The following is a 26,048-nucleotide window of genomic DNA, read 5'->3' as shown; positions in this document are numbered from 1 at the left end:
AGAGGAAGACGCAACGTGCGGGACACGGCCGGCGCCGCGACGGGTTTGCGCGAGCGCAAGAAGGAACGCACGCGCGAGGCCCTGGTGGACGCCGCGCAGGAGCTGTTCCTGCGCAAGGGGTACGACGCCACGACCATCGACGAGATCGTCGCCGCCGTGGAGGTCTCCCGGCGCACGTTCTTCCGCTACTTCGCGGGCAAGGAGGAGGTGGCGCTGGCCCGGGCGATGGAGTTCGAGCAGTTGTTCCTGTCCGCGCTGGCCACCCGACCGGCGGACGAGGCACCGCTGACCGCGTTGCGCCGCGCGGGTACCGAGGTCTTGTCGGAGTTCGGCGACGAGCCGGACGACGGCGGGGGCCACGAGTTCCTGCGGATGCGCCGACTGATCGAGGGCACCCCGGTACTGCTGGCCGCCTCGCTGCGCAACGCGATCGAGCTGGAGCGGCGCATGGCGGCGGAGATCGCCCGCCGCGAGGGCCTGAACCCGGAACTCGACCGTCGCCCGGCGCTGTTGGTGACCCTGTACCACTCGGTCATGCGGGTGGCGATGGACGAATGGACCGAGCGCGAGGTCATGGACACCGCCGGCCTGTCCCGAATCGTCGAGGCCGCCTGGGACGACATGGCCACCCTGCTCGCCGACCGCTGGACGGCGGGCGAACTGCACGGGGGCTGAGGCGGAGCCGGGGGCGGGGGCAGAGGGGGCGGGGCGTCGGGCCAGGGGCGCGGCCGGGTGGTCGGGGCCGAGTCGTGGGGTGGGCGTGATGGAGTGGTTTCTCCTCCGCTGCGCTCCGTCGGGGGCGGAAGGGGCGGAGGAGGTTGCCGCTGCGCGGCGCCCGGGGTGGTTCCGGCTCCGCTGCGCTCCACCGGTGGCGGAGGGGGTGCGGCTCCGCTGCGCTCCACCGCTTGCCTGGACCCTCCGGGCCCGAGTCGAGGAGTGGGCGGGGCCGGGGCGCGGCCGGGTGGTTGGGGCCGAGTCGTGGGGTGGGCGTGATGGAGTGGTTTCTCCTCCGCTGCGCTCCGTCGGGGGCGGAAGGGGCGGAGGAGGTTGCCGCTGCGCGGCGCCCGGGGTGGTTCCGGCTCCGCTGCGCTCCACCGGTGGCGGAGGGGGTGCGGCTCCGCTGCGCTCCACCGCCTGCCCAGGCCCTCCGGACCCGAGTCGAGGAGTGGGCCAGGCCGGGGACGCAGCAGGGTGAGCCCGTGCGGAAGCAGTCCAGAGTGCAGCGGTGGGCTTGGATGACTTGCTCACGGAGGCGGGTCCAGGGCACAGCAGTGGACCTTGAGCCCGGAGGTGCGTCTACGGCACAGGGGTGGGCTCAGAGCCCGGAGCGGGTCCAGGGCGCAGAAGTGGATCCACGGCACAGCGGTGGGCCTTGAGCCCGGAGGCGGGTCCAAGGCACAGAACAGAAGCGAGGCCAAGGCACAGGAGCGAGTCCAGGACGCAGCAGTGGGTCCAGAACCGGGAAGTGGTCCAGACCCGGTTATAGGCCTGGAGCCTGCACGTAGGTCCTGGACGCGGAAGTGGGGCGTCTGGAGGGCGCTGCTCCCGCGACCCGCTCCCCGGCGGGGTCGACTCACAACCCATGGCCGCGCCGACCCAGGCAACGGTGGAGCGCAGCGGAGCCGCACCCCCTCCGCCACCGGTGGAGCGCAGCGGAGCCGGAACCACCCCGGGCGCCGCGCAGCGGCAACCTCCTCCGCCCCTTCCGCCCCGACGGAGCGCAGCGGAGGAGAAACCACTCCATCACGCCCACCACGACTCACCTTCATCACGCCCGGGGGCTCTGCCGCATTTCGCAGGGCCAGGCGCGTCGATGGGTCCGCGTCACCTTCGACGTTCCTGCCGCACTTCGTGGTGCAAGGCCCGTCCGTGGGCCCGCGTCATCCTCAACGGTCCTGCCGCATTTCGCAGGGCCAGGCCCGGCGATGGGTCCGCATCGCCTTCGACGTTCCTGCCGCACTTCGTGGTGCAAGGCCCGTCCGTGGGCCCGCGTCGCCCTCAGCGGTCCTGCCGCATTTCGCAGGGCCAGGCTCGTCGATGGGCCCGCGTCCCACGCCGTCCGGAGCGAGATCGCCACGGCATTCCGCTGTCCCGGCCCGCCAGACCCGGGCTGATTGCCAACCGATGGTCGGCCGCAGCCGGGTTGGGGGGCCGGATCGGGCAACGGGGATGTGGCCCGGCCAGGTCTGGGCGGCCCGGGGCTTGGCTGTGCCGCGCTGCCCTCGGTCGGGTGCCCTTTGACTGGGCCGCCTCTCGGCTGGGCCGGCTTCGGCCGGGCTGCACTTCGGCCGGCCTTTCCGCCCCCTTGGCTGGGCTTTCTCTAGGCCGGCCCGGCCCCCTCGGCTGGCCCCCTCGGCCGGGCTGCCCCTTGGCCGGCCCGTCTGACCCGGCCCGACGCCCAACGGATGGTCGGCCGCAGCAGCCGGGTTGGGGCAGGTGGGGGATGCGGCTCGACTGGGTCGGGGTGGCCCGGGGCTCGGCTGTGCCGCGCTGCCTTCGGTCGGGTGCCCTTTGACTGGGCCGCCTCTCGGCTGGGCCGGCTTCGGCCGGCTGCACCTCGGCCGGCCCTTCCGCCCCTTGGCCGGGCTTCCTCTCGGCCAGCCTGCACCCTCGGCTGGGCTGTCCCTTGATCGGCCCGCCTGGCCCAGCCCGACGCCCAACCGATAGTCGGCCGCAGCCGCCGGGTCGGGGCCGGGTTGGGGCAGACGGGGGATGTGGCTCGGCCAGGTCGGGGCGGGCCGGGGGTTCGGCGGTGCCGCGCTGCCACTCGGCCGACCCGCCTTTCGGCCGGGCTGCTCCTTGACCGGGGGTTGCCCTCGGCCGGGCTGCCTTCGGCTGGGCTGCCTTTTGGCCGATCCGCTCCTTGGTCGGGCTGCCTTTGGGTCGGGCTGGCCCTCGGCCGGGCTGCCTTTTGGCCTACCCGCTCCATGGCCGGGCTGCCTTTGGGCCGGGCAGGCCCTCGGCCGGCCTCCCCTTTGGGTGACCCGCTCCTTGGCCGGTCCGCCCCCTCGGCTGGGCCGCTCCTTGGCCGGTCCGCCCCCTCGGCTGGGCCGCTTCTTGCCCGGCCCGCCCCCTTGGCCGGGCAGCCCACCCCCTTGCTCGGCTCACCCCTCCGCCCGCAGCCGCCCCGCCGCCTGCCGTCGGCAGCCCCCGCCCCGCTCCCTCACCGCACGCGCTTCACCAGTAGCGCCAGCAAAGCGCCGAGCAGTGAGATCGCGGCGGCGAAGGCGAAGAGGCCCTTGTAGCCGAAGTCCAGGTCGTCGACCAGGAAGGGGGCCAGGAACGGGGCGGCGATTTGGGGGCCGGCGTTGGCTATGTTGATCAGGCCCATGTCCTTGCCGACGTCCTGGGGGCGGGGGAGGACCTGGGTGATCAGGGCCATGTCGACGGCCATGTACATGCCGAAGAAGAGGCCGTTGGCGACCTGGAAGGCGATCATGCCGTCCTCGGTGGCCCAGATCATCGGGATGGCCAGGGACAGGGCCGCGCCGGCGCCCGAGGCGACCACGAACGGCTTGACGCGGCCGACCCGGTCCACGATCGGGCCGATCACGATCGCGGCGGCGATGGTCACCACGGAGTTGATCACCGTCAGGGTGCCCAGCTTGGCCAACACCTCGCCCGGCGGGATCTTGACGTACATCAGCAGGATGAAGTAGTTGAACTGCAGCACCACCATGTAGCCGAGCATCACGCCGAGGCGCGAGACCAGGGCGATGAAGAAGTCCGCGTGGTCGCGCGGCGACACCCAGAAGCCCTTGACGAAGCCGATGAACTCGAACTTCTCGCGCGGCAGGCCCTTGGTGGACCGGTCCGGGCTGACGATCACGAAGATCACCGCGGCGGCCACCAGGATCGCGGCAATCAGGTAGAAGCCCTTGGCGCCGCCGTCGGCCGGATCGGCGAACTTCCCGTCGAACCCGCCGATCTGGGCATCGATCCCGATCATGTTCAGGTCGACGCCGGCGAGGAGCAGCGAGACCACGATTGTGCCGACCGGGATGCCCAGGCCGATCATCGCGGAGAACATGCCGTACTTGCTCGCGGGCACCCGGTCGGGCATGACCGCGGTCAGCGCCGCCTGGTACCCGTTCATGATGAACTGGATGATGCCCCAGGTCAGGCCCACGACCGCGATCGAGTCGGCGTTGGCCTGGAAGCACAGGGCGATCGCGCCGACGATCGCGCAGAACAGGATGAACGGCGACCGGCGGCCGAAGCGCGACCGGGTGATGTCGGACAGCTTGCCGAACAGCGGGTTGCCGACCGTGGCGAACAGCGCGCCCCAGAAGATCGGCCACTTGAGCGCTTCCTGGTCGGGAACGCCCTTGATGTGGATCACCTGCGCCGGGAGCAGGTAGATCCCCACACCCAGCCACAACATGTAGAGCGCGACGTTGGCCAGGGGCAACGTGGCGTAGAGCGGTGCGACCTTGTATCCGGTGTTCTCCGGATCCGCGGCGGACACCGGTGCCGGCGACGAGGAGCCGGGCTCCTCTGTGGTGGTCGAACTCATGTGGACCGTCCGATGGAGGGGACTCGAACCTCCCTGCACGGAGGTCCCGAATCGTTTGACGTGGTGTTGGGATCGGAGCCTAGGTGACACGAATAAGCAGGGGAATGGGTCCACAACGTGAAATCAGCCCGACTAGATAACGATTTGATCGTTCAAAAGGTGAACGAAGTGCGCTGTGCAGCGAATCGTCACTGCGAGTGATCTTGTAACGACCGACACGTGTCAGTAGCGCATTCGAGCGATTACGGCCAAGGTTGTGCCGGCTAACCAAGCGGTAACGGATCGCGCGTCCCCGTGATCCGGTGGTCATCGGTTGCGCGCGGGCCGGCCCCGCGCGCGGGTGCGGTAGGGGGTGTCGTCGAGATGACGAGCACGAAGTCGGTCACTTGCCGCCCGGGGGGTCGCGGATGAGCGTGCCGGAGGCGGGGGCCAAACCCCCCACCAGTTCGGACGTCGCCCGACTCGCCGGCGTGTCCAGGTCCACCGTGAGCTACGTGCTCAACTCGCCGCCCGGGGTCCGGGTCAGCGCGCAGACCCGCGAGCGGGTGATGCTCGCCGTGCGCGAACTGGGCTACGCGCCCAGCGCGCCTGCCCGGTCGCTGCGCTCGGGCAACAGCGACGTGGTGCTCTTCCCGCTGCCGCTGCAACCCATGGGGCAACTCCTCGAGGCGTTCATCGACGAACTCACCGAGGCGCTGAACCGGCACGAATTGAGCCTGCTCATCCACGCCGACCGCACCTCGCGCGGCGCGGACGCGGCCCGCCAGTGGGCCGCGCTGCGCCCGCTCGCGGTGATGGCGGAATCGAATCGGCTCACCGGCGGCGCGGTCGACGTGCTCAAGCGGGCGGGGGTGCGGGCGATCTTCGCGTGGGGGCGCGAGGAACACCCGGACGTGCCCACCGCGATCTTCGACAACCGCGACACCGGCCGCGTCGCGGTCCGCCACCTCATCGACCGCGGCCACCGCCGACTGGCCTGCCTGGTCCCGTCCGGACCGTTGGCCTTCCTCGGCGAGGAGCGCTGGGCGGGCGCCCAGGCCGCCGCCGAGGACGCGGGCGTGTCGCTGCGCCGGGTGGACGTGGGCTACGTGCGCGATGACGTATTGGCGATCGTGCGCCAGTGGCAGCGCGAGAGCGAGCCGCCCACCGCGGTCTTCGCCGGCAACGACGACTTCGCCCTGATGATCATCTCGGCGCTGCGCGAGTGCGGCTGGTCGGTGCCCGAGGACATGGCCGTGGTCGGCGCCGACGACCTGCCGTTCTGCGACCTGGTCTGGCCCCGGCTGACCAGCGTCTCGATGCACACCCGGACGATGGGCTCCGGCGCCTCGGACGCGATCACCACGCTGATCCGGGGCCGCGACTACCGGCCCGGCGGGCGCATGGTCGTGCACCCGCGCGTGGTGGTCCGCGAATCCGGCTGAGGCCGCCGAGCGTACAAAAGGTGAAGGGTCCCGGAGCCGATCGGCTCCGGGACCCTTCGAGGTTCCCGCAAGGTTTCCCGCCCGGCGAAGTCGCGCTCCGCCGTTACATCGTCACGCGTTGCTCTGGTGCTCCACGGCCCGACGCGCCTCCGGGTTGAGCACGCCCCATCCGATCAGTTGCTCGGTCAGCACGCTCGGCGACTGGTCGTAGATCACGGCCAGGGTGCGCAGGTCGTCCTGGCGGATCGACAGCACCTTGCCGTTGTAGTCGCCGCGCTGGCTCTGGATGGTGGCCGCGTAGCGCTGGAGCGGGCCGGCCTGGTCCGACGGGACCGTCTGCAGCCGCTCCAGGTCGAGCACCAGGCGCGGCGGCGGCTCGGCGGCGCCGTTCGGAGTGCCGCCGGGCAGCAGCTCCTGCACGGGGACGCCGTAGAAGTCGGCGAGCTCGGCCAGGCGCTGCACGGTTACCGCACGGTCGCCGCGTTCGTACGAACCGACGACGACGGCCTTCCAGCGGCCCTGGGACTTCTCCTCGACGCCGTGCAGGGACAGGCCCTGCTGGGTCCGGATCGCGCGGAGCTTCGCCCCGAGCTGCTTGGCGTAGTCGCTGGACATCTCGCTCCCAAAACAGGTGACTGACCGTGAAGGTCCACCGGTGGTTGGCCGAACCGATGGGGTGGCTACCTCCGGGCCGGCTTTCTGTACCTCGAACTCTCCCCGAAGCTGCGAGGTTCGGCACGTCGCGACTGTCGCGTTTGGCCCGGTGGTGACTCATTGTGAGGTTACGCAGAGTAATTTGCGTCCGTCAAGCCGAACGGCCTACAAAGCCGGATTCATGCAGGTGAGAGGCACCTTTACGCGAGCTTCCACGGCATATGCCCCGGCTCGATCCGCCGGTCCGGGCCGCCGAAAGACTGATGATGTTGGCTGATACTGTGAGGGACGTACCCCGGCGTCCTTTAAAGCCCGTCCTGTGAGACGGGGAAGGAGGTCTGTTTTTCATGACAGCACCCCGAAACACCCCTGGCGGCACGTCGGCCGCCCGTCCGAAGGACCTCGACCCGGCCACCGCCCGTACGGTCCTGGATCCCTCCGACATCAACCGGGCACTGACCCGCATCGCCCACGAGATCGTCGAACGCGCCAAGGGCGCCGACGACGTGGTGCTCCTGGGCATCCCGACCCGCGGCGTGGCCCTGGCCCGCCGGCTCGGCGAACGACTCGCCTCCATCGAGGACGGCACCAAGGTCCCCGTCGGCGCACTCGACATCACCATGTACCGCGACGACCTGCGCCTGGGCCCGGCCCGCGCGCTGGAGCGCACCGAGATCCCCGCCGAGGGCATCGACGGCAAGCTCGTGGTCCTGGTCGACGACGTGCTCTACTCCGGCCGCACCATCCGCGCCGCGCTCGACGCGCTCAATGACATCGGCCGCCCGCGCGCGGTGCAACTGGCCGTCCTGGTCGACCGCGGCCACCGCGAACTCCCGATCCGCGCCGACTACGTGGGCAAGAACCTGCCCACCTCACAGCGCGAGACCGTCAAGGTCCACCTCGCCGAGTACGACGGCCGCGACGCGGTCCTGCTCGGCACCCGCGCGGCCGACCCCGCCGCCCACACCGACGCGGAGAAGTAGCCAGTGAAGCGCCACCTGATCTCGGCCGCGGACCTCACCCGCGACGACGCCATCCTGATCCTCGACACCGCCGAAGAACTCGCGCACATCGCCGAGCGGCCGATCAAGAAACTGCCGACGCTGCGCGGCCGCACCGTGGTCAACCTGTTCTTCGAGGACTCCACCCGCACCCGGATCTCCTTCGAGGCCGCCGCCAAGCGCCTGTCCGCCGACGTGATCAACTTCTCCGCCAAGGGCTCCTCGGTCTCCAAGGGCGAATCGCTCAAGGACACCGCGCTGACCCTTCAGGCGATGGGCGCCGACGCCGTCGTCATCCGCCACCACGCCTCGGGCGCGCCGCACCGCCTGGCCGGCTCCGGCTGGCTGCGCGGCTCGGTGGTCAACGCCGGCGACGGCACCCACGAGCACCCCACCCAGGCCCTGCTCGACGCGTTCACCATGCGCCGCAGGCTGGCCGGCGGCCGGGGCGACCTCGAAGGCCGCCGGATCACCCTCGTGGGCGACGTCCTGCACAGCCGCGTGGCCCGCTCCAACGTGCTCCTGCTGGCCACCCTCGGCGCCGAGGTCACCCTCGTCGCGCCGCCCACGCTGCTCCCGATCGGCGTGGAGACCTGGCCCTGCACGGTGTCCTACGACCTGGACGCGCCGCTGCCCAAGTCCGACGCGGTGATGATGCTGCGCGTGCAGCGCGAGCGCATGAACGCCGCGTTCTTCCCCACCGAGCGCGAGTACTCCCGCCGCTACGGCCTGGACCTGCGTCGCATGGCGATGCTCCCCGAGCACGCCATCGTGATGCACCCCGGCCCGATGAACCGCGGCATGGAGATCGCCGCCGAGGTCGCCGACTCGACCCGCTCGACCATCGTCGAGCAGGTCACCAACGGCGTCAGCGTGCGCATGGCGGTCCTGTACCTGCTCCTGGGCGGCAACGAACCCGCCCAGAGCACCCCCAGCAGCGTCACCGCAAGCACCCCCAGCACCCCCGGCGCCGCGAGCGCGTCGAACGGCGGCACCGGCACCGAGGAGATCGCCCAGTGAGCACCTACCTGATCAAGGACGCCAAGGTCCTCGGCGGCGACGCGCAGGACGTGCTCATCCGCGACGGCCTGATCGCCGGGATCGGCGCCGGCCTCACCGCCGAGGGCGCCACCGTCGTCGAAGCCGCCGGGCAGATCCTCCTGCCGGGCCTGGTCGACCTGCACACCCACCTGCGCGAGCCCGGCCGCGAGGACGCCGAGACGGTGGCCACCGGCGCGAACGCCGCGGCCTTGGGCGGCTTCACCGCGGTGCACGCGATGGCCAACACCGACCCCGTCGCGGACACCGCCGGCACCGTCGAGCAGGTGTGGCGGCTCGGCCAGGAGAGCGGCCGGTGCGACGTGCACCCGGTCGGCGCGGTCACCGTCGGCCTCGAAGGCAAGCGCCTGGCCGAACTCGGCGCGATGGCCGACTCCGCCGCCCGCGTGCGGGTGTTCTCCGACGACGGCAAGTGCGTCGACGACGCGGTCATCATGCGCCGCGCCCTGGAGTACGTGAAGGCGTTCGACGGCGTGGTCGCCCAGCACGCGCAGGAGCCCCGGCTGACCGAGGGCGCCCAGATGAACGAGGGCACCGTCTCCGGCGAACTGGGCCTGCGCGGCTGGCCCGCCGTCGCCGAGGAATCGATCATCGCCCGCGACGTGCTGCTCACCGCGCACGTCGGCTCGCGCCTGCACGTGTGCCACGTCTCCACCGCCGGCTCCGTGGAGATCCTGCGCTGGGCCAAGTCCAAGGGCTGGAACGTCACCGCCGAGGTCACCCCCCACCACCTGCTGCTCACCGACGAACTCGTGCGCAGCTACGACCCGGTCTACAAGGTCAACCCGCCGCTGCGCACCGCCGCCGACGTCACCGCGCTGCGCGAGGCCCTCGCCGACGGCACGATCGACGCGGTCGCCACCGACCACGCCCCGCATCCCAGCGAGGACAAGGACTGCGAGTGGGCGGTCGCCGCGATGGGCATGCTCGGCCTGGAGACGGCGCTGTCGATCGTGCAGGAGACCATGGTCGACACCGGCCTGCTCGACTGGGCGGGCGTGGCCGACCGCATGTCCACCCGCCCCGCCGACATCGGCCGGCTCGACGGGCACGGCCGCCCGATCGCCGTCGGCGAGCCCGCCAACCTGGTGCTGGTCGACCCGGGCGCACGGCGTACGGTCGAACCGTCCGAACTCGCCTCGCGCAGCCGTAACACCCCCTACGCCGGTCTGGTCCTGCCCGGCAAGGTGGTCGCCACATTCCTGCGCGGCGTACCCACGGTGATCGACGGGAAGCTCGCGTGACCTCAGGCAACGCCCACCACGACCTGCTGCTGCTCGCCGCCGACCGCAAGTCGGCGGAGGTGACGGACTGGGGCGGTCGCATCCTCTGGATCGGCATCTGCCTCGTCTTCGTCCTCGGCATCTACCTGCTGATGTGGCGCGCCTGGAAGAAGCGCGGTCAACGCCAGGCCGCACTGCCCGAACTGCACACCGTGCCCGAGTCCGGCGCCGCGCCGCTGCTGCCGCCCCTGGTCGGCCGCTACTTCGGCAGCACCACGGCCGGCGACTGGCTGGACCGGGTGGTCGCGCACGGCCTGGGCACCCGCAGCCCGGTCGAGCTGACCCTGCGCGCCGACGGCCTGGTGGTCGAGCGACCCGCCGCGACCGACTTCTTCGTTCCCGCCGCCGCGCTCACCGGTGTGCGGCACGAGAAGGGCATCGCCGGGAAGGTGCTGCCCGAGGGCGGCCTGCTGGTGATCACCTGGACGCTCGGCGACACCACGCTCGACTCGGGCTTTCGCGGCGACCACCCCGACGACCACGACGCGTGGATCGAGACCATCACCCGGCTGATCGCCGGGGATCCGCCGGCGACCGCCGGCGCGGCTGTAATGAACCACCAGGAAGGATCGGTCACGTGACCGCAATGACCGGACGGGCCACGACGCCTGCGGTGCTCGTCCTCGAGGACGGACGCACATTTCGCGGCAGCGCCTACGGCGCGGTGGGGGAGACGTTCGGCGAGGCGGTGTTCTCCACCGGCATGTCGGGCTACCAGGAGACCCTGACCGACCCCTCGTACCACCGCCAGGTCGTGGTGATGACCGCCCCGCACGTGGGCAACACCGGCGTCAACGACGAGGACCCCGAGTCGTCGCGCATCTGGGTCTCCGGCTACGTCGTCCGCGACCCCGCCCGGGTGCCCTCCAACCACCGCTCGCGCCGCTCGCTCGACGACGAACTGACGCGCTACGGCGTGGTCGGCATCAGCGGCGTCGACACCCGCGCGCTGACCCGGCACCTGCGCGAGCGCGGCGCGATGCGGGTCGGCATCTTCTCCGGCGACGCCGCGCACGCCGACGAGGCCGCGCTGCTCGAGCGGGTGCGCACCAGCCCCGAGATGGCCGGCGCCGACCTCGCCGAACAGGTCAGCACCGACGCCGCCTACGTGGTCCCCGCGATCGGCGCCAAGCGCTTCACCGTCGCCGCGCTCGACCTGGGCATCAAGGGCATGACCCCGCACCGGATGGCCGAGCGCGGCATCGAGGTGCACGTGCTGCCCGCGACCGCGACCCTGGAGGACGTCAACGCCGTCGCCCCCGACGGGGTGTTCTTCTCCAACGGCCCCGGCGACCCGGCCACCGCGACCCACCAGATCGAGCTGCTGCGCGCGGTCCTGGACCAGGGCACCCCGTTCTTCGGGATCTGCTTCGGCAACCAGCTGCTCGGGCGCGCGCTCGGCTTCGGCACCTACAAGCTCAAGTACGGCCACCGCGGCATCAACCAGCCCGTGCAGGACCGCACGACCGGCAAGGTCGAGGTGACCGCGCACAACCACGGCTTCGCCGTGGACGCGCCGCTGGACACCGTCTCGGACACCCCGTACGGGCGCGCCGAGGTCAGCCACGTGTGCCTCAACGACGACGTGGTCGAGGGCCTGCGGCTGCTCGACCGGCCCGCGTTCAGCGTGCAGTACCACCCGGAGGCCGCGGCCGGACCGCACGACTCCGCCTACCTCTTCGACCGTTTCGTCACGCTGATGGAGACCAAGAGTGCCTAAGCGCAACGACCTGAAGTCCGTCCTGGTCGTCGGCTCGGGCCCGATCGTCATCGGCCAGGCCGCCGAGTTCGACTACTCCGGCACCCAGGCGTGCCGCATCCTCAAGGCCGAGGGCCTGCGGGTGATCCTCGTCAACTCCAACCCGGCCACGATCATGACCGACCCGGAGATCGCCGACGCGACCTACGTCGAGCCGATCACCCCCGAGTTCGTCGAGAAGATCATCGCCAAGGAGCGCCCCGACGCGCTGCTGCCCACCCTCGGCGGGCAGACCGCGCTCAACATCGCGGTCTCGCTCAGCGAGAACGGCGTGCTGGAGAAGTACAACGTCGAACTGATCGGCGCCAACCTCGACTCGATCCAAAAGGGCGAGGACCGCGACCTGTTCAAGGGCGTGGTCGAGCGCGTGCGGGAGAAGATCGGACACGGCGAGTCGGCCCGTTCGGTGATCTGCCACTCGATGGAGGACGTACTCGCGGGCGTGGACACCCTCGGCGGCTACCCCGTCGTGGTGCGCCCCTCCTTCACCATGGGCGGCGCCGGCTCCGGCTTCGCGCACGACGAGGACGACCTGCGCCGGATCGCCGGCCAGGGCCTGACCCTGTCGCCGACCACCGAGGTGCTCCTGGAGGAGTCCATCCTCGGCTGGAAGGAGTACGAGCTGGAGCTGATGCGCGACAAGCACGACAACGTCGTGGTCGTCTGCTCCATCGAGAACTTCGACCCGATGGGCGTGCACACCGGCGACTCGATCACCGTGGCGCCGGCGATGACGCTGACCGACCGCGAGTACCAGAACCTGCGCGACATCGGCATCGCGGTCATCCGCGAGGTCGGCGTGGACACCGGCGGCTGCAACATCCAGTTCGCGGTCAACCCGGACGACGGCCGGGTGATCGTGATCGAGATGAATCCGCGCGTCTCCCGCTCCTCGGCGCTGGCCTCCAAGGCGACCGGCTTTCCGATCGCCAAGATCGCCGCACGCCTCGCCATCGGCTACACGCTCGACGAGATCCCCAACGACATCACCAAGGAGACCCCGGCCAGCTTCGAGCCCACGCTCGACTACGTCGTGGTCAAGGTCCCGCGCTTCGCCTTCGAGAAGTTCCCGGCCGCCGACGACCGCCTGACCACGACCATGAAGTCGGTCGGCGAGGCGATGGCGATCGGCCGCAACTTCACCGAGGCGCTGAACAAGGCGCTGCGCTCGCTGGAGAAGAAGGGCTCGCAGTTCGACTTCGTCTCCGAGGTCGGCGCCAAGGACGAGTTGCTCGTCGCCGCCGAGAAGCCCACCGACGGCCGGATCAACGTGGTCATGGACGCCATCCGGGCCGGTGCCACGCCCGAGGAGCTGTTCGAGGCGACCGGGATCGACCCGTGGTTCCTGGACCAGATGTACCTGATCCACGAGATCGCCGGCGAGGTCCGCGACGCGGCCGAACTCACCCCCGAGGTGTTGCGCCTGGCCAAGCGGCACGGCCTGTCCGACGGGCAGATCGCGGCGATCCGCGGGATGCGCGAGGAGGTCGTGCGCGAGGTGCGCCAGGCGCTCGGTGTGCGGCCGGTGTACAAGACCGTGGACACCTGCGCCGCCGAGTTCGCCGCGCGCACCCCGTACCACTACTCGTCCTACGACGAGGAGACGGAGGTCGCGCCGCGCACCAAGCCGGCCGTGATCATCCTCGGCTCCGGGCCCAACCGCATCGGGCAGGGCATCGAGTTCGACTACTCGTGCGTGCACGCCGCCTTCGCGCTGCACGACGCGGGCTACGAGACCGTGATGGTCAACTGCAACCCGGAGACCGTCTCCACCGACTACGACACCTCCGACCGGCTCTACTTCGAGCCGCTCACCCTGGAGGACGTGCTGGAGATCGTGTACGCCGAGACCCAGGCCGGACCGGTCGCGGGTGTGCTCGTCCAGCTCGGCGGGCAGACCCCGCTGGGCCTGGCGCAAAAGCTCAAGGACGCGGGCGTGCCGATCGTGGGCACCTCGCCCGAGGCGATCCACCTCGCCGAGGAGCGCGGCGCGTTCGGCCGGGTGCTGGCCGAGGCCGGACTGCTCGCGCCCAAGCACGGCACCGCGTTCTCCTTCGGCGAGGCCAGCGCCATCGCCGCCGAGATCGGCTACCCGGTGCTGGTGCGCCCCTCCTACGTGCTCGGCGGGCGCGGCATGGAGATCGTCTACGACGAACCCTCCCTGGCGACCTACCTGGAGCAGAACGCCGGCCTGGTCAGCGAGCACCCGGTCCTGGTCGACCGCTTCCTCGACGACGCCATCGAGATCGACGTGGACGCGCTCTACGACGGCGAGGACCTGTACCTCGGCGGCGTGATGGAGCACATCGAGGAGGCCGGCATCCACTCCGGCGACTCGGCGTGCGCGCTGCCGCCGATCACGCTGGGCGCGCACGACATCAAGCGACTGCGCGCGGCCACCCTGGGCATCGCGCACGGCGTCGGGGTCCGCGGCCTGATCAACATCCAGTTCGCGCTCTCCGGCGACATCCTCTACGTCCTGGAGGCCAACCCGCGCGCCTCGCGGACCGTGCCGTTCGTGTCCAAGGCCACCGCCGTGCCGCTGGCCAAGGCCGCCGCGCGCGTCTCGCTCGGCGCCACGATCGCCGAACTGCGGGCCGAGGGCCTGCTCCCGGCCGAGGGCGACGGCGGCACGCTGCCGATGGACGCGCCGATCGCGGTCAAGGAGGCGGTCCTGCCCTGGAACCGCTTCCGCGACACCAAGGGCCGCGGCGTGGACACCGTGCTCAGCCCCGAGATGCGCTCCACCGGCGAGGTGATGGGCATCGACGCGGTGTTCGGCACCGCCTACGCCAAGTCCCAGGCCGGCGCGTACGGTTCGCTGCCGCTCAAGGGGCGCGCGTTCGTGTCCTTCGCCAACCGGGACAAGCGCTCCATGGTCTTCCCCGTCAAGGCCATGCACGACATGGGCTTCGAGATCCTGGCCACCGAGGGCACCGCCGAGGTGCTGCGCCGCAACGGCGTGCCCGCCACCGCGGTGCGCAAGCACAGCGAGGGCCCGGGCCCGGACGGCGAGCGCACCATCGTGCAGCTGATCCACGACGGCGACGTCGAGCTGATCGTCAACACCCCGTTCGGCACGGGCGGTCGCCTCGACGGCTACGAGATCCGCACCGCCGCGGTCACCCGGGGCATCCCCAGCATCACCACGGTGCAGGGCTTCGCCGCGGCGGTCCAGGGCATCCAGTCGCTGATCGCGGGCGACATCGGGGTCCGCTCGCTCCAGGAGCACGCCGACCACATCACGTCCCACCGAAAGGGCTGACGACACCGATGGCACTTCCCCTGCAGGTGCAGGCGGAGATCGTCGGCCGCGAACCCGCGGGCGCGTACCACCGCCTGGTGCTGCGCGCCCCCGGGATCGCCGCCCGCGTCGAACCCGGTCACTTCGTCGCCGTGGCGATCGGCGGCGTGGACTCGGCGATGCTGTTGCGCCGCGCGTTCTCCATCCACCGCGCCGACCCGGCCGCCGAGACCATCGACGTGGTCTTCGCCGAGGCCGGGCGCGGCACCCGCGAGTTGGCCCGGCTTCGGGTGGGCGACAGCGTGAACGTGGTCGCGCCGCTGGGCACGCCGTTCCCGCTGCCGGCCGAGCCGGTCAGCGCGGTGATGGTGGCCGGCGGCTACGGCAGCGCGCCGATGTTCGCGCTCGCAGAGCGGATCGTCGCCGACGGCGGCTCGGTCGCCTTCGTGCTCGGCGCGGCGACGGCGGAGCGGCTGTACGGCGTGGACCAGGCGCAGGCGATCACCGAGGACGTGGTGGTCACCACCGACGACGGCTCGGAGGGTGTGCGCGGCTTCGTCACCGGGCCACTGCCCGAGGTGCTGACCGCGGTGGAGGCCGACGTGGTCTACGCGTGCGGGCCGATGGGCATGCTGCGCGCGGTCACCGAGGTGGCGAGCGCGCACGACGCGCGTGTGTTCACCGCGGTCGAGGAGTCGATGGCGTGCGGCGTCGGGGTATGCATGACGTGCGTGCTCCCGGTGGTCGGCGACGACGGCGTCAGCCGGTTCGTCCGCTCGTGTGTGGACGGCCCGTGCTTCGACGGCACCAAGGTGCGCTGGGACGACGCCGGCACGATTCCGGCGGACATCGAGGGCGCAGCGGCGATGGGAGCGCACTGATGACCGACGGCTACGGCGGTTTCGCCGACAATTTCGCCGACAACGAGGACGCGGGCGACTTCGACGACGCGCCGCCGTCCACGATCATGCTGCCCGGCGGCGGGATCGACCTGGCCACCCGGATCGGCTCCACCCTGCTGCCGAACCCGGTGACCACGGCCTCGGGCTGCGCCGGGTACGGCAAGGAGTTGGCCAAGTTCTTCGAGCCGGCCGCGATCGGCGCGGTGGTCACCAAGACGATCATGCCGTACCCGCGTTCGGGTCGGGCCACCCCGCGGATGGCCGAGACGCCGTCCGGGATGCTCAACTCGATCGGCCTCCAGGGCCCCGGGATCGACGCCTTCGTCGAGCGCGACCTGCCCTGGTTGGCGGCGCGCGGCGGGCGCACGATCGTGTCCATCGCGGGTGGGCACGTGGACGACTTCGTGGCGCTGGCCGAGCGGCTCAAGGGCGCGCCCGGCGTGGTCGGCATCGAGGCCAACATCTCGTGTCCGAACGTGGCCAACCGCGGCCAGGTGTTCGCCTGCAACCCGGCCACGTCCTACGACGTGATCCGGGCGGTCCGCGACGTGGCGGACCCGCAGGTGCCGGTGCTGGCCAAGCTCTCGCCGGACGTGACGTCGATCGTGGACATCGCCCGGGCGTGCGTCGAGGCGGGCGCCGACGGCCTGTCGATGATCAACACGCTGCTCGGCATGGCGATCGACCCGGACACGATGAAGCCGGTGCTCGCGGGCATCACCGGCGGGCTCTCCGGCCCGGCGGTGCGGCCGGTCGCGGTGCGCTGCGTCTACCAGGTGCACGCGGCGATGCTGGACGGGCAGATGGCGCAGGTGCCGATCGTGGGCATGGGCGGCATCCGGACCGGTCTGGACGCGCTGGAGTTCATCCTGGCCGGTGCGGCGGCCGTGTCGGTGGGCACGGTGATCTTCAACGATCCGTCCTCGCCGGTGCGGATCCTGGACGAGTTGCGGGCGGCGTTGATCGCCCGCGGTTTCGGATCGCTGGAGGCGGCGATCGGGTACGCGCACCGCTGAGCGCGAGACGTGGGTGGGGGCGATGCCGGTACGGACGGGGTTCGTGCCGGCATCGCCGTGTCCGGCCCCGGGCGTGGTCCGTGTCCGGATCTGTGGGCGGACGAATTTTCGATGTCGAGGAGAGTGGGATTCCGATGAGCAACCTCGCACCCGTGGCGGTGGCCCTGGACGCCCCGGACCTGGACCGCGCGCTCGCGTGGGCCAAGGCCGCGGGCCCGTACGTGAGCACGGTCAAGGTCGGCCTGGAGGTCTTCCTGCGCGACGGCGCGGACGCGGTGGCGGGCGCCCGGGAGGCGAGCGGCGGCCGGGACGTGTTCCTGGACCTGAAGCTGCACGACATCCCGAACACGGTGGCCGGCGCGGTGCGTTCGGTGGCCCGGCTGGCGCCGACGTACCTGACGGTGCACGCGAGCGGCGGGACGGCGATGATCCGGGCCGCGGCGGATGCGGCGCCCGAGGTGAACATCGTCGCGGTGACCGTGCTGACCTCGATGGCCGAGGCCGACCTGGCCGCGGTCGGGCTGGCCGGTCCCTCGATCGAGGCGGCCCGGCGGCTGGCCGGGCTCGCGGTCGCGGCGGGCGCCCGGGCGATCGTGTGCTCGCCGCGCGAGGTGGCGGCGGTGCGGGCCGAGGTGGGGGCGGGCATCGTGCTGATCACGCCGGGCGTACGACCGGCCGGGGCGGCGCGCGGCGACCAGAGTCGGGTAGCCACGCCGGAGCAGGCGTTGGCGGACGGTGCGGACCTGCTGGTGATCGGCCGGCCGATCACCGGTGCGGCGGACGTCGCCGAGGCGGCGCGCACGATCGCGGCGGGCCTGGCGGCGCGGTAGCGGCGGGGCGGGGCGGGGCGGGGCGGCGGGGGCCACGGCGCCCCGCCCCGTTCATCCCGCTTGTCCGCACTCGTCGCCCCCTACCGGCACCCGGTGGACGGAGCGCGAACGTGGGATGGCCCACGGATGCCACTGGGACGGCCGTGCAGAGCCCGCCCACCCCTCCGGGCCCCAGGGCACCGAACCCGGCCACCGGGCCCCCGAGGGCCGCCCCGGACGCCTGCGCGGCCGAGCACGCCCGCGCTGCCGCGCACCGCTGCCTGCCGTCCGCGTCGACGCCCGCAGTCCGTGCCGACCGGCTCTCTCCGCGCCGACCCGCTCCATCCGCGCCGCTCCTGTTCGCGCCGATCCGTCCGCGCGAGCCCGCGTCGACGCCCGCCGCCTGCGGCGGCCGTGCCGACCGGCTCCTTCTCCCTTCGCGCCGCCCCGCTCCCACTCCCGACCCCCGTCCGTGCGGTCCGGCTCCCGCCGCGCCCGCCGCGTCGGCCGGCTCGGGTCGCGTCGGTCCGCTTCCTTTGCGCCGACCGGCTTCGTGCGCGTCGACCCGCTTGCTCCGCCGACCGGCCGGATGGCTCGTCGGTTGCAGGGGGTCGATCGTGGTGCCGTCGCGCAAGGGTGGTGGGAGGGGGTGCGGGGGTGTGGATGTGCCTCCCGGGGGCCCGGATTCGTTCGACGCTCCGTCAGGTTTGGGTTTTGGTGCAGGTAGCCGGGCTTTTCCCATCGATTCGGGCGACGCAGACCGATTCGCCGACTAGGCTCCCTCGTGAGCCGGCCCGGTGGAGTGTCGCGCGTTGCCGCGGACGCTCTGACCAGCTAGGTTCCACTGTTTGTTGGTGGCCGTCCGAGCCGGGCGGCCTTGAGGATCGCAACGAAGTCCGAGGTGACACGGCGTGGCTCTCCCACCCCTGACCCCCGAAGAACGCGCGGATGCGCTCGCCAAAGCCGCTGCGGCTCGGCGGGAGCGCGCCGAGGTGAAGAACCGGCTCAAGAACTCCGGTGCTTCGCTCAGCGACGTCATCAAGGAGGGCAAGGACAATCCGGTAGTGGGCAAGATGAAGGTCTCCGCCCTCCTGGAATCCCTCCCCGGCGTCGGCAAGGTGCGCGCCAAGCAGCTCATGGAGAAGCTGAACATTTCCGAGACCCGGCGCGTCCGCGGTCTCGGCACGAACCAGATCGCAGCACTCGAACGGGAATTCGGTGGCTCCGCGTCCTGACGCGGGCGCCGGCATCGATCCCCGTACCGTGCACGGCACCCGTCGACTCATCGTGCTCTCCGGCCCCTCCGGGGTCGGCAAGAGCACGGTGGTCGCCGACCTGCGCCGCCGTCACCCCGAGGTTTGGCTGTCTGTGTCCGCGACCACACGTAGACCCCGTCCAGGGGAAACCGACGGTGTGGAGTACCACTTCACCGACGGCGATCAGTTCGACAAACTGATCGCCTCGGATGAATTGCTCGAATGGGCCGAATTCGCCGGGAACCGTTATGGAACCCCGCGACAGCCCGTGCTCGAACGGCTTGACGCCGATGTTCCGACCCTGCTGGAAATCGACCTGCAGGGCGCCCGGCAGGTGCGGCAGGCGATGCCCGAGGCACGCCTGGTGTTCCTCGCCCCGCCCTCGTGGGACGAACTGGTCCGCCGTCTGGTGGGCCGGGGGACCGAATCCCCCGAGGTCATCGAGCGGCGCCTGGCCGCCGCGAAGGTCGAGCTGGCCGCGGAATCCGAATTCGACATGACGCTGGTCAACACGTCCGTCGAAGACGTCGTACGCGAACTGCTAGCCTTGATGAACGTATCTTGATCGTTCGGGCTGCCCGGCAGTAGTCGCCAGACGGCACCAGGCAGCCCGACTTTCACCCACAGCTTTCACAGCTTTTCGAAGGGCCCCTGCCTTGTCAGCTTCTTCCACCGCACCCGAGGGCATCATCAACCCGCCCATCGACGAGCTTCTGGAGGCGACCGACTCCAAGTACAGCCTCGTCATCTACGCGGCGAAGCGTGCTCGGCAGATCAACGCCTACTACTCGCAGCTCGGCGAGGGCCTGCTCGAATACGTGGGTCCGCTCGTCGACACGCACGTGCACGAGAAGCCGCTGTCGATCGCGCTTCGCGAGATCAACTCGGGCATGCTGACCGCCGAGCCCATCGAGGGCTGAGCGCGTCACGCGACGCATCGCCGAGGGTTCGACGGGAAACTGTCGGGCCCTCGGTGTATTTCGGCCCGCACACGTGGGTGAGCCGGAGGGTGGGGGAGCAGGGTGGACCGGATCGAGGGCGACACGCCGACGCCGCAACCGAACCCGCGCCGCCTGGCGGTGGACACCCTGCTGGACGCGCCGTTGGCCCGTGCCGGCGATCGGGCCCGGGAGTTGCGCGAGGCCGGCTTCGACGGAGTCTTCACCTTCGAGGGCCCCAACGACGTCTTCCTGCCGCTGGTACCCGCCGCCGCGGCGGGCGTGGACATCATGACCAACATCGCGGTGGCCTTCCCGCGCAGCCCGACCCACCTCGCGCACACCGCGTACGACCTGCACCTGGCCTCGCACGGCCGCTTCCGGCTCGGCCTGGGCACCCAGATCAAGGCGCACATCGAACGCCGCTACGGTGCCAAGTGGTCGCGCCCGGCGGCCCGGATGGCCGAGACGCTGCGCGCGGTGCGGGCGGTGCTCACCTGCTGGCAGCGGGAGACGCCGCTGGACTTCCACGGCGAGTTCTTCGACCTGACCCTGATGCCGCCGACGCTGCGCCCCGGGCCGAACCCGTACGGGCTGCCGCCGCTGCTCGCGGGCGGGGTGGGTCGGCGCATGATCACCACGGTCGCCGAGCACGCCGACGGGTTGCTCGTGCACCCGCTCAACACCGACCTGTTCGTGCGCGGCCCGCTCACCGACGCGGTGAACGACGGCCTGGTCTTGTCGCAGCGCACCCGCGAGCGGTTCTCGGTGATGCTCGACGTGATCGTCGCCGCCGGGCGCACCGAGGAGGAGATGCGCGCCGCGATCAAGGGCGCGCGGGCGATGGTCGCGTTCTACGCCTCCACGCCCGCCTATCGGCCGGTGCTCGACGTCGAGGGATACGGGGCGCTCCAGGTCGAACTGCACGCGCTGATCCGGGCCGGCCGCTGGTCGGACATCCCGCACGCGGTCGACGACACGCTGCTGAGCCGGGTGGTGGCGATCGGCGAGCCCAAGGACGTCGCGGCCGAACTGGCCTCGCGCGCCTACGGGGTCGCCGATCGACTGGGCTTTTATCTGCCGTACCGGGCGGACCCGGCGTGTGTGGCGGAGGTCCTGGACGAGTTGCGCGCCCGGACCTGAGCCGGACCGGACCCCGGCCTACCTGAGCCGGCCCACCGCGCGGCGCAGCCGCTTGAGGTCGCGGACCCGGCGCTCGTAGCCCGCGCCGACCACGATCAGCAGCAGCCCCGCCGTGCCGAGGATCGCCCAGCGCGGCACTGCGTCGTACACCGGCGCCAGATGCGGCACCAAGTGCACCGGACCGATGATCGCGAGCACTCCCGCGCCCAGGAACAGCGGCGCCCGGAGCCGGAATCGGGCACCGACCAGGAGCGTGCCGATCGCGGCGATCCCGAGCAGGCTCGGCCGGATCGGCTCGCCCTGCCCCACCGCGAGCGGCAACGAGGGCAGCAGCAACATCGCCAGCGGAGCGCCGTAGGCCGCCCACGAGGTGGTGTCCGGATCGGCCCGCCGCCGGCGCAGCCCCTCGACCAGCAGGGCGAGGCCGAGCGGCACGGTGTACGCCTCCGGATGGGGCACGTCGAACAGGGCGAGCCGGACCCAGTAGGCGACGAACAGCAGCGGCACCGCGGCGATCCGGGCCGGCCCACGCAGCGGCCCGGCCGGGGTGGTCAGCGCGGTGAGGCCGGCCCCGGCCAGGACGAGCCAGATCAGCTCGGGGGCCACGGACAGGGTCGCGGTGCCGGCGGCGCACACGGCCGCGGCGGCGGCGATCGGGACGGCCATGCCGAGGCGGGGGAGCCGGGCGCCGGCGAGGTACAGGAGCATCGCCGTGCCGGCCGAGGCCAGGACGGTCGCGCCGTTCGACGCGTCGAGCCGGTACAGCCCGGCCGGCACCGTCGCGGTGAACAGCACGACGGCGGCGGGCGGCCAGACGGGCCGCAGCGCCGGGTGGCCGAACCGCGCGCCGCACAGGGCCGCCGCCGTCGCGACGGCCAACGCGACGGGCGAGGTCGGCGCGCCGGCCGACAGCGCGACCAACAGGGTCGTACCCGCCGCGGCCTCGACGGCGAGCACGATCGGGGACGGGCAGGCAAGGGGGCCGGCGAGCGTGGCGGCGAGCGGGAACAGCAGGGCGGCGGCGAGCACGGCGGCGACTGCCACGGCGGGTCGATCCGCGCCGAAGGCGGCCGTGCCGGCCGCGCTCGCGCCGACCCAGCACAGCGCGGCGACCGCGGCCCAGGCGGTGCGCGGCACCGGCCGGTCGCGGAGCGCGCCGACCAGGCACACCGCCAGGCCCGCGGCGAGCACGACGGCCAACGGGCCCGGGGCGCGGGCCGCGACCAGGCCGCCGATGGTCCAGCCGACGCCGCCGACCAGGGTCAGTGCCCGGGTGGTCCGCGCGGTGGGCCGCAGCGCGACCGCGATCAGCGCGACCAGCGCGCCGAGCACGGCGGGGGCGAGAGCGACCAGCGTGGTCCGGATGCCCGCGTGCCCGGTCGCCATCGCCACGTCGGACAGGGCGAGGGCGAGCGCGGCCCCGGCCGCGAGCGGACGGACGAGCCGGCGCATGGGCACGCGCAGGACGAGGGCGGGATTGGGACCGGAGTCGGAGTCGGAGCCTGGGGCAGGGCGGATGCCGGCGGGTGCGGCTGATGGAGCCGTTTGTGGTTTTTTGTAGAAGTCGACGCCTTTTTGTGCTGGTTCATCCGAGTTGTTCGTTTCGCTCGTCGGCGTGGAATCCGCCGGCGGCGGCGCCGCGTTCGGCTCGCTCGCGCGGCGTCCCGGTGACAGGACGGCGACCAGCGCGAGGCCGGCGGCGCCCACGGCCCAGACCACGATCGACGTCTGCCAGTACGCCGTCGCCCACACGAGGGCGAGCACACCGTGGCCCAGGGCGAGCAGCGGCAACCACGGCCGCACCCGCCCCGCGCAGGCCCACCCGATCGCGACCGCCACGTGCCAGCCGAGCGCCGCCCACAGCGGCAGGTCCAGCGCCGGCGGCACGACCACCGGCAGCGCCCCGACGGCGATCGCGCCGATCACGCGGGTCGTGGTCGCACCGGGCCGGCCGCGCAGGAGGGTCAGCGCGGTGAACCCGGTCAGCGCCGCCAGAGGCAGCAGCGCGAGCGGCGCCGCGCCGAAGCTCCAGCCGGCGGTGCCGGACAGGAGCGCGTCCCGGGCATGCGCGTCGACCGGGTACAGGCTCCAGGGCCGGCCGAGCCAGGTCATCGGACCGAAGAGGGCCACCAGCGGCGCCGCGGCCACCCAGAACGCCGGAACCACGGTGAGCGGCACCAGCACCGCGAGCGGCCCGGCCCGGAACTCGCGCGGCACCGCGAACAGCGGCGCCATCGCGACCAGGACCACCGCGAGCAGCACCACGCCCACCCACGCGACCGGGGTGTCCGACTCGCCCGAGTCGCGCCCCGGCAGCGACGCGAGCAGCAGCACGGCCGCCGCCAGCGCGCCCACCATCGCGCTCCCCGACGCCAGATGCCGCACCACCGGCGCCTCGCGCAGCGTGTACGCGATACCGCCGGCGAGCGCGGCCAGCGCCAGCATCGTGCCCGCCGGTGCCCCGCCGGCGCCCTCGTCCAGCGTCAGCCCGACCGCGGCCAGCCAGTAGCACAGCACCCCGACCTCGGCCACGATCCGCAACCCGCGCGCGGCGTCGGAGTAGGTCCGGCGCAGCAGCGCGACATCGACCGCGGCCTGCGCCCCGAGCCCGATCGCGAGCGGCAGCAGCGACCCGCGCTCCACCCCGAACCAGGCGATCACCAGCGGCAGCGGCCCCTGCAACAGCAGCGCGGCGGAGATCCGCAACGCGCGCAGCGGCGCGACCAGCGAGCCGAGCGCCGCCGCGCCGCCGACCGCGAGCAGGGTGCCGGCCGACACGAGCAGCGCGTCCCCGCTGCGCAGACCCGCGAGGTCGGCGGTCCACGCCGCGTACCCGTCGAGCAGTCCCATCGCCACGGTCAGCGCGGCCATCGCCTCGGCGGTGGCGGGCAGTTCGCGCTGCTCGGCGAGCCCGGTGCCGGCCGCGGCCAGGACCAGCGCCAGCCCCATCACCAGCGCGCGACCCGCCGTCCCGGTGTGGTTCCAGGTGACCGCCACGAACACCAGCGCGGCCAGCACCACGAGCAGCACACCCGAGCCCAGCACGATCCGGGCGACCCGACGACGCCCGACCTCGGCACTCTGCCGGACCCGACCGACGGGCGCCGGAGCCGGCGTCGGCGCGGCTGCGGGCGCCGGTGCGGGCGCCGGGGTGCGCTGGGCCGGGAGCGCCGGGTCCGGGGCGACGGCCGTCGGCGCGCCCGCCGGTGTCGGCCGCGCCGGCGCCGGCGTGTGCCGCGTCCGCCGCGCCTCCGCCCGCATCCGGGTCAGCAGGGCCTCGCGTTGGCGCAGGAGTCGTGCGGCCGACACGCTGATCTGCCACAGCTGATCGGCGGCCGGTCCGGTGAGCAGGATCGCGCACTGCCGGCAGCGCTCGGTGCGCGGCTCGTCCAGATGCACCACACAGCCGGGACACCGTGTCGGGTCGTCCAGGACCTGTTCGTTCAGCATCGACGTCGTCTCCCCCGGTGGGTTCGTGGCCACCGATGCTGGCAGCGCACTCCCGGCGGGACATCCGCTTTCGTACTCAGATCCCGCCCGGCATCGCGGCCGCAACACCGGCCCGCGCGAGGCGAGATCGGGCCGTCGCGGGCCGTGACGTAGGCTCGCCGTGCCGGTCGCACCCGGGCCGGCCGCGTCGGAGGAGCAGGAGCAGCGATGAGTAGCGGACCCCGACCCCGCGTCGTCCTCGGCGTCGCCGGCGGCATCGCCGCGTACAAGGCGTGCGAACTCCTGCGCCGGTTGACCGAGTCGGGCCACGAGGTCCGGGTCGTGCCGACCGAGTCCGCGCTGCACTTCGTCGGCGCGGCCACGTGGTCGGCGCTGTCCGGGCAGCCGGTGGCCACCGGGGTCTGGGACGCGGTGCACGAAGTCCCGCACGTACGGATCGGCCAGAGCGCCGACGTCGTCGTGGTCGCGCCCGCCACCGCCGACCTGCTCGCCAAGGCCGCCCACGGGCTGGCCGACGACCTGCTCACCAACACGCTGCTCACCGCGCGATGTCCGGTGGTGTTCGCGCCCGCGATGCACACCGAGATGTGGGAGCACCCGGCCACCGTCGACAACGTCGCGACGCTGCGCCGACGCGGGGCGATCGTGATCGAGCCCGCGGTGGGCCGGTTGACCGGCAAGGACACCGGCAAGGGCCGACTGCCCGACCCGGAGCAGATCTTCCAGGTGGTCCGGCGCGCCCTGGCCCGCGGCGTCACCGCGCCCGACCTGGTCGGACGGCACGTGGTGGTCAGCGCCGGCGGCACCCGCGAGCCGCTGGACCCGGTCCGCTTCCTCGGCAACCGCTCGTCCGGCAAGCAGGGATACGCGCTGGCCCGCACCGCGATCGCCCGCGGCGCGCGGGTCACCCTGATCGAGGCCAACACCGGCCTGCCGGACCCTGCGGGCGCCGACGTGGTGCACGTGGGCACCGCCGTGGAGCTGCGTGAGGCCGTGACCAAGGCGGCCGAGAACGCCGACTGCGTGGTGATGGCCGCGGCCGTCGCCGACTTCCGCCCGGCGAACCGGGTGGGCGGCAAGATCAAGAAGACCGACGCGGAGCCGGAGCCGATCGCGCTGGTGAAGAATCCCGACATCCTCGCCGAGATCTCCCGGGACCGGGCCCGCGTCGGCCAGGTGGTGGTCGGCTTCGCCGCAGAGACCGACGACGTACTCGCCAACGGGCGCGCCAAGCTTGCGCGCAAGGGGTGCGACCTGCTCGTGGTCAACCGGGTGGGCGAGGAGTTGACGTTCGGCACGGATGTCAACGAGGCGGTGATCCTGGCCGCCGACGGCGCCGAGACACCCGTTCCGCACGGCCCGAAGGAGGACTTGGCGGAGGTCGTCTGGGACCTCGTCGTGTCCCGTTTCGGCTAGTTCGCCGGTCGATCCCTACGCTTGATGGCTGCAATTTGACACAAAGTGAGCAACGCCACGCCCATGTTCTCGGGGGGCACCCCGCCCGCTTGCGGGGGTCGGGGGGATAAACTCGGCTCCAGCATTTCGGTGGACCCGTCCGTTCCTTCCCGTCCGTGCCTTCCGGTGCGGACTCGTC

19 protein-coding genes are annotated in these 26,048 nt (G+C 72.3%); 16 read left to right on the top strand and 3 right to left on the bottom strand.

What is annotated here, in order from left to right; genetic code table 11:
- Positions 1-15: 15 nt before the first annotated feature.
- Positions 16-675 (top strand): TetR/AcrR family transcriptional regulator, encoded by a 660-nt coding sequence (locus tag ACH4XV_RS18365; protein WP_395790946.1) that lies wholly within the window; start codon positions 16-18, stop codon positions 673-675.
- A 2,488-nt stretch (positions 676-3,163) separates the two neighbouring features.
- Here the strand turns inward: ACH4XV_RS18365 and ACH4XV_RS18360 are convergent.
- A complete protein-coding gene (locus ACH4XV_RS18360) occupies positions 3,164-4,516 on the bottom strand; it encodes an MFS transporter (RefSeq protein WP_395790944.1) in 1,353 nt (450 codons plus the stop codon).
- A gap of 407 nt (positions 4,517-4,923) precedes the next feature.
- On the opposite strand from ACH4XV_RS18360, the gene ACH4XV_RS18355 reads away from it, so the two are divergent.
- Positions 4,924-5,940: a LacI family DNA-binding transcriptional regulator gene (locus tag ACH4XV_RS18355; protein WP_395790942.1), complete on the top strand. Its 1,017-nt coding sequence runs from the start codon at positions 4,924-4,926 to the stop codon at positions 5,938-5,940.
- Between the two features lie 111 nt (positions 5,941-6,051).
- Here the strand turns inward: ACH4XV_RS18355 and ACH4XV_RS18350 are convergent, their stop codons facing one another.
- Complete coding sequence (locus ACH4XV_RS18350) at positions 6,052-6,555, bottom strand: transcriptional regulator (RefSeq protein ID WP_126643439.1); 504 nt, start codon at positions 6,553-6,555, stop codon at positions 6,052-6,054.
- Between the two features lie 386 nt (positions 6,556-6,941).
- Here ACH4XV_RS18350 and pyrR point away from each other — a divergent pair, with 386 nt between their 5' ends.
- From pyrR to ACH4XV_RS18285, 13 genes are all read left to right on the top strand, one after another.
- On the top strand, positions 6,942-7,577 hold the full coding sequence (gene pyrR, locus ACH4XV_RS18345) for a bifunctional pyr operon transcriptional regulator/uracil phosphoribosyltransferase PyrR (protein ID WP_380039416.1): 636 nt from the start codon (positions 6,942-6,944) through the stop codon (positions 7,575-7,577).
- Positions 7,578-7,580: 3 nt separating this feature from the next.
- A complete protein-coding gene (locus tag ACH4XV_RS18340) occupies positions 7,581-8,615 on the top strand; it encodes an aspartate carbamoyltransferase catalytic subunit (protein WP_380010152.1) in 1,035 nt (344 codons plus the stop codon).
- Positions 8,612-9,898, top strand: a complete 1,287-nt coding sequence (locus ACH4XV_RS18335) for a dihydroorotase (RefSeq protein WP_380010149.1) — start codon at positions 8,612-8,614, stop codon at positions 9,896-9,898. Before ACH4XV_RS18340 ends, ACH4XV_RS18335 begins: the two co-directional genes overlap by 4 nt.
- Positions 9,895-10,518: a hypothetical protein gene (locus ACH4XV_RS18330; RefSeq protein WP_395790940.1), complete on the top strand. Its 624-nt coding sequence runs from the start codon at positions 9,895-9,897 to the stop codon at positions 10,516-10,518. The genes ACH4XV_RS18335 and ACH4XV_RS18330 overlap by 4 nt, the downstream gene beginning before the upstream one ends.
- Positions 10,519-10,523: 5 nt before the next feature.
- Complete coding sequence (carA, locus tag ACH4XV_RS18325; protein WP_395791119.1) at positions 10,524-11,657, top strand: glutamine-hydrolyzing carbamoyl-phosphate synthase small subunit; 1,134 nt, start codon at positions 10,524-10,526, stop codon at positions 11,655-11,657.
- Entirely contained in the window at positions 11,650-14,961 is a 3,312-nt protein-coding gene (carB, locus tag ACH4XV_RS18320; protein ID WP_395790938.1) for a carbamoyl-phosphate synthase large subunit, read from the top strand. The genes carA and carB overlap by 8 nt, the downstream gene beginning before the upstream one ends.
- An 8-nt stretch (positions 14,962-14,969) precedes the next feature.
- Complete coding sequence (locus ACH4XV_RS18315; protein WP_380039426.1) at positions 14,970-15,821, top strand: dihydroorotate dehydrogenase electron transfer subunit; 852 nt, start codon at positions 14,970-14,972, stop codon at positions 15,819-15,821.
- Complete coding sequence (locus ACH4XV_RS18310; protein ID WP_380010137.1) at positions 15,821-16,858, top strand: dihydroorotate dehydrogenase; 1,038 nt, start codon at positions 15,821-15,823, stop codon at positions 16,856-16,858. The genes ACH4XV_RS18315 and ACH4XV_RS18310 overlap by 1 nt, the downstream gene beginning before the upstream one ends.
- A 134-nt stretch (positions 16,859-16,992) precedes the next feature.
- Positions 16,993-17,688 carry an orotidine-5'-phosphate decarboxylase gene (pyrF, locus tag ACH4XV_RS18305; RefSeq protein WP_395790935.1) on the top strand — a complete coding sequence of 232 codons (696 nt, stop codon included), beginning with the start codon at positions 16,993-16,995 and terminating at the stop codon, positions 17,686-17,688.
- 890 nt (positions 17,689-18,578) lie between these two features.
- The gene (gene mihF, locus ACH4XV_RS18300; RefSeq protein WP_026218483.1) at positions 18,579-18,902 is read left to right on the top strand and encodes an integration host factor, actinobacterial type; all 324 of its coding nucleotides are present in this window, start codon (positions 18,579-18,581) and stop codon (positions 18,900-18,902) included.
- 28 nt (positions 18,903-18,930) lie between these two features.
- The gene (gene gmk, locus ACH4XV_RS18295; RefSeq protein WP_380010407.1) at positions 18,931-19,488 is read left to right on the top strand and encodes a guanylate kinase; all 558 of its coding nucleotides are present in this window, start codon (positions 18,931-18,933) and stop codon (positions 19,486-19,488) included.
- A 91-nt stretch (positions 19,489-19,579) separates the two neighbouring features.
- Entirely contained in the window at positions 19,580-19,843 is a 264-nt protein-coding gene (gene rpoZ / locus ACH4XV_RS18290; RefSeq protein WP_020551792.1) for a DNA-directed RNA polymerase subunit omega, read from the top strand.
- A 102-nt stretch (positions 19,844-19,945) separates the two neighbouring features.
- Positions 19,946-21,004 carry a TIGR03617 family F420-dependent LLM class oxidoreductase gene (locus tag ACH4XV_RS18285; protein WP_395790933.1) on the top strand — a complete coding sequence of 353 codons (1,059 nt, stop codon included), beginning with the start codon at positions 19,946-19,948 and terminating at the stop codon, positions 21,002-21,004.
- A gap of 18 nt (positions 21,005-21,022) precedes the next feature.
- Here the strand turns inward: ACH4XV_RS18285 and ACH4XV_RS18280 are convergent, their stop codons facing one another.
- Positions 21,023-24,454, bottom strand: coding sequence for an SCO7613 C-terminal domain-containing membrane protein (locus ACH4XV_RS18280; RefSeq protein ID WP_395790931.1), 3,432 nt, complete (start codon positions 24,452-24,454; stop codon positions 21,023-21,025).
- 207 nt (positions 24,455-24,661) lie between these two features.
- Between ACH4XV_RS18280 and coaBC the strand changes: the two genes are divergently transcribed.
- A complete protein-coding gene (coaBC, locus tag ACH4XV_RS18275) occupies positions 24,662-25,870 on the top strand; it encodes a bifunctional phosphopantothenoylcysteine decarboxylase/phosphopantothenate--cysteine ligase CoaBC (protein ID WP_395790929.1) in 1,209 nt (402 codons plus the stop codon).
- Positions 25,871-26,048: the final 178 nt, after the last annotated feature.

Origin of the sequence: Embleya sp. NPDC020630 (genome assembly GCF_044334985.1) — a bacterium.
Classification (GTDB): domain Bacteria; phylum Actinomycetota; class Actinomycetes; order Streptomycetales; family Streptomycetaceae; genus Embleya.
The sequence above is the reverse complement of the archived record's forward strand: the minus strand, read 5'-3'. Positions and strand labels throughout refer to the sequence as shown.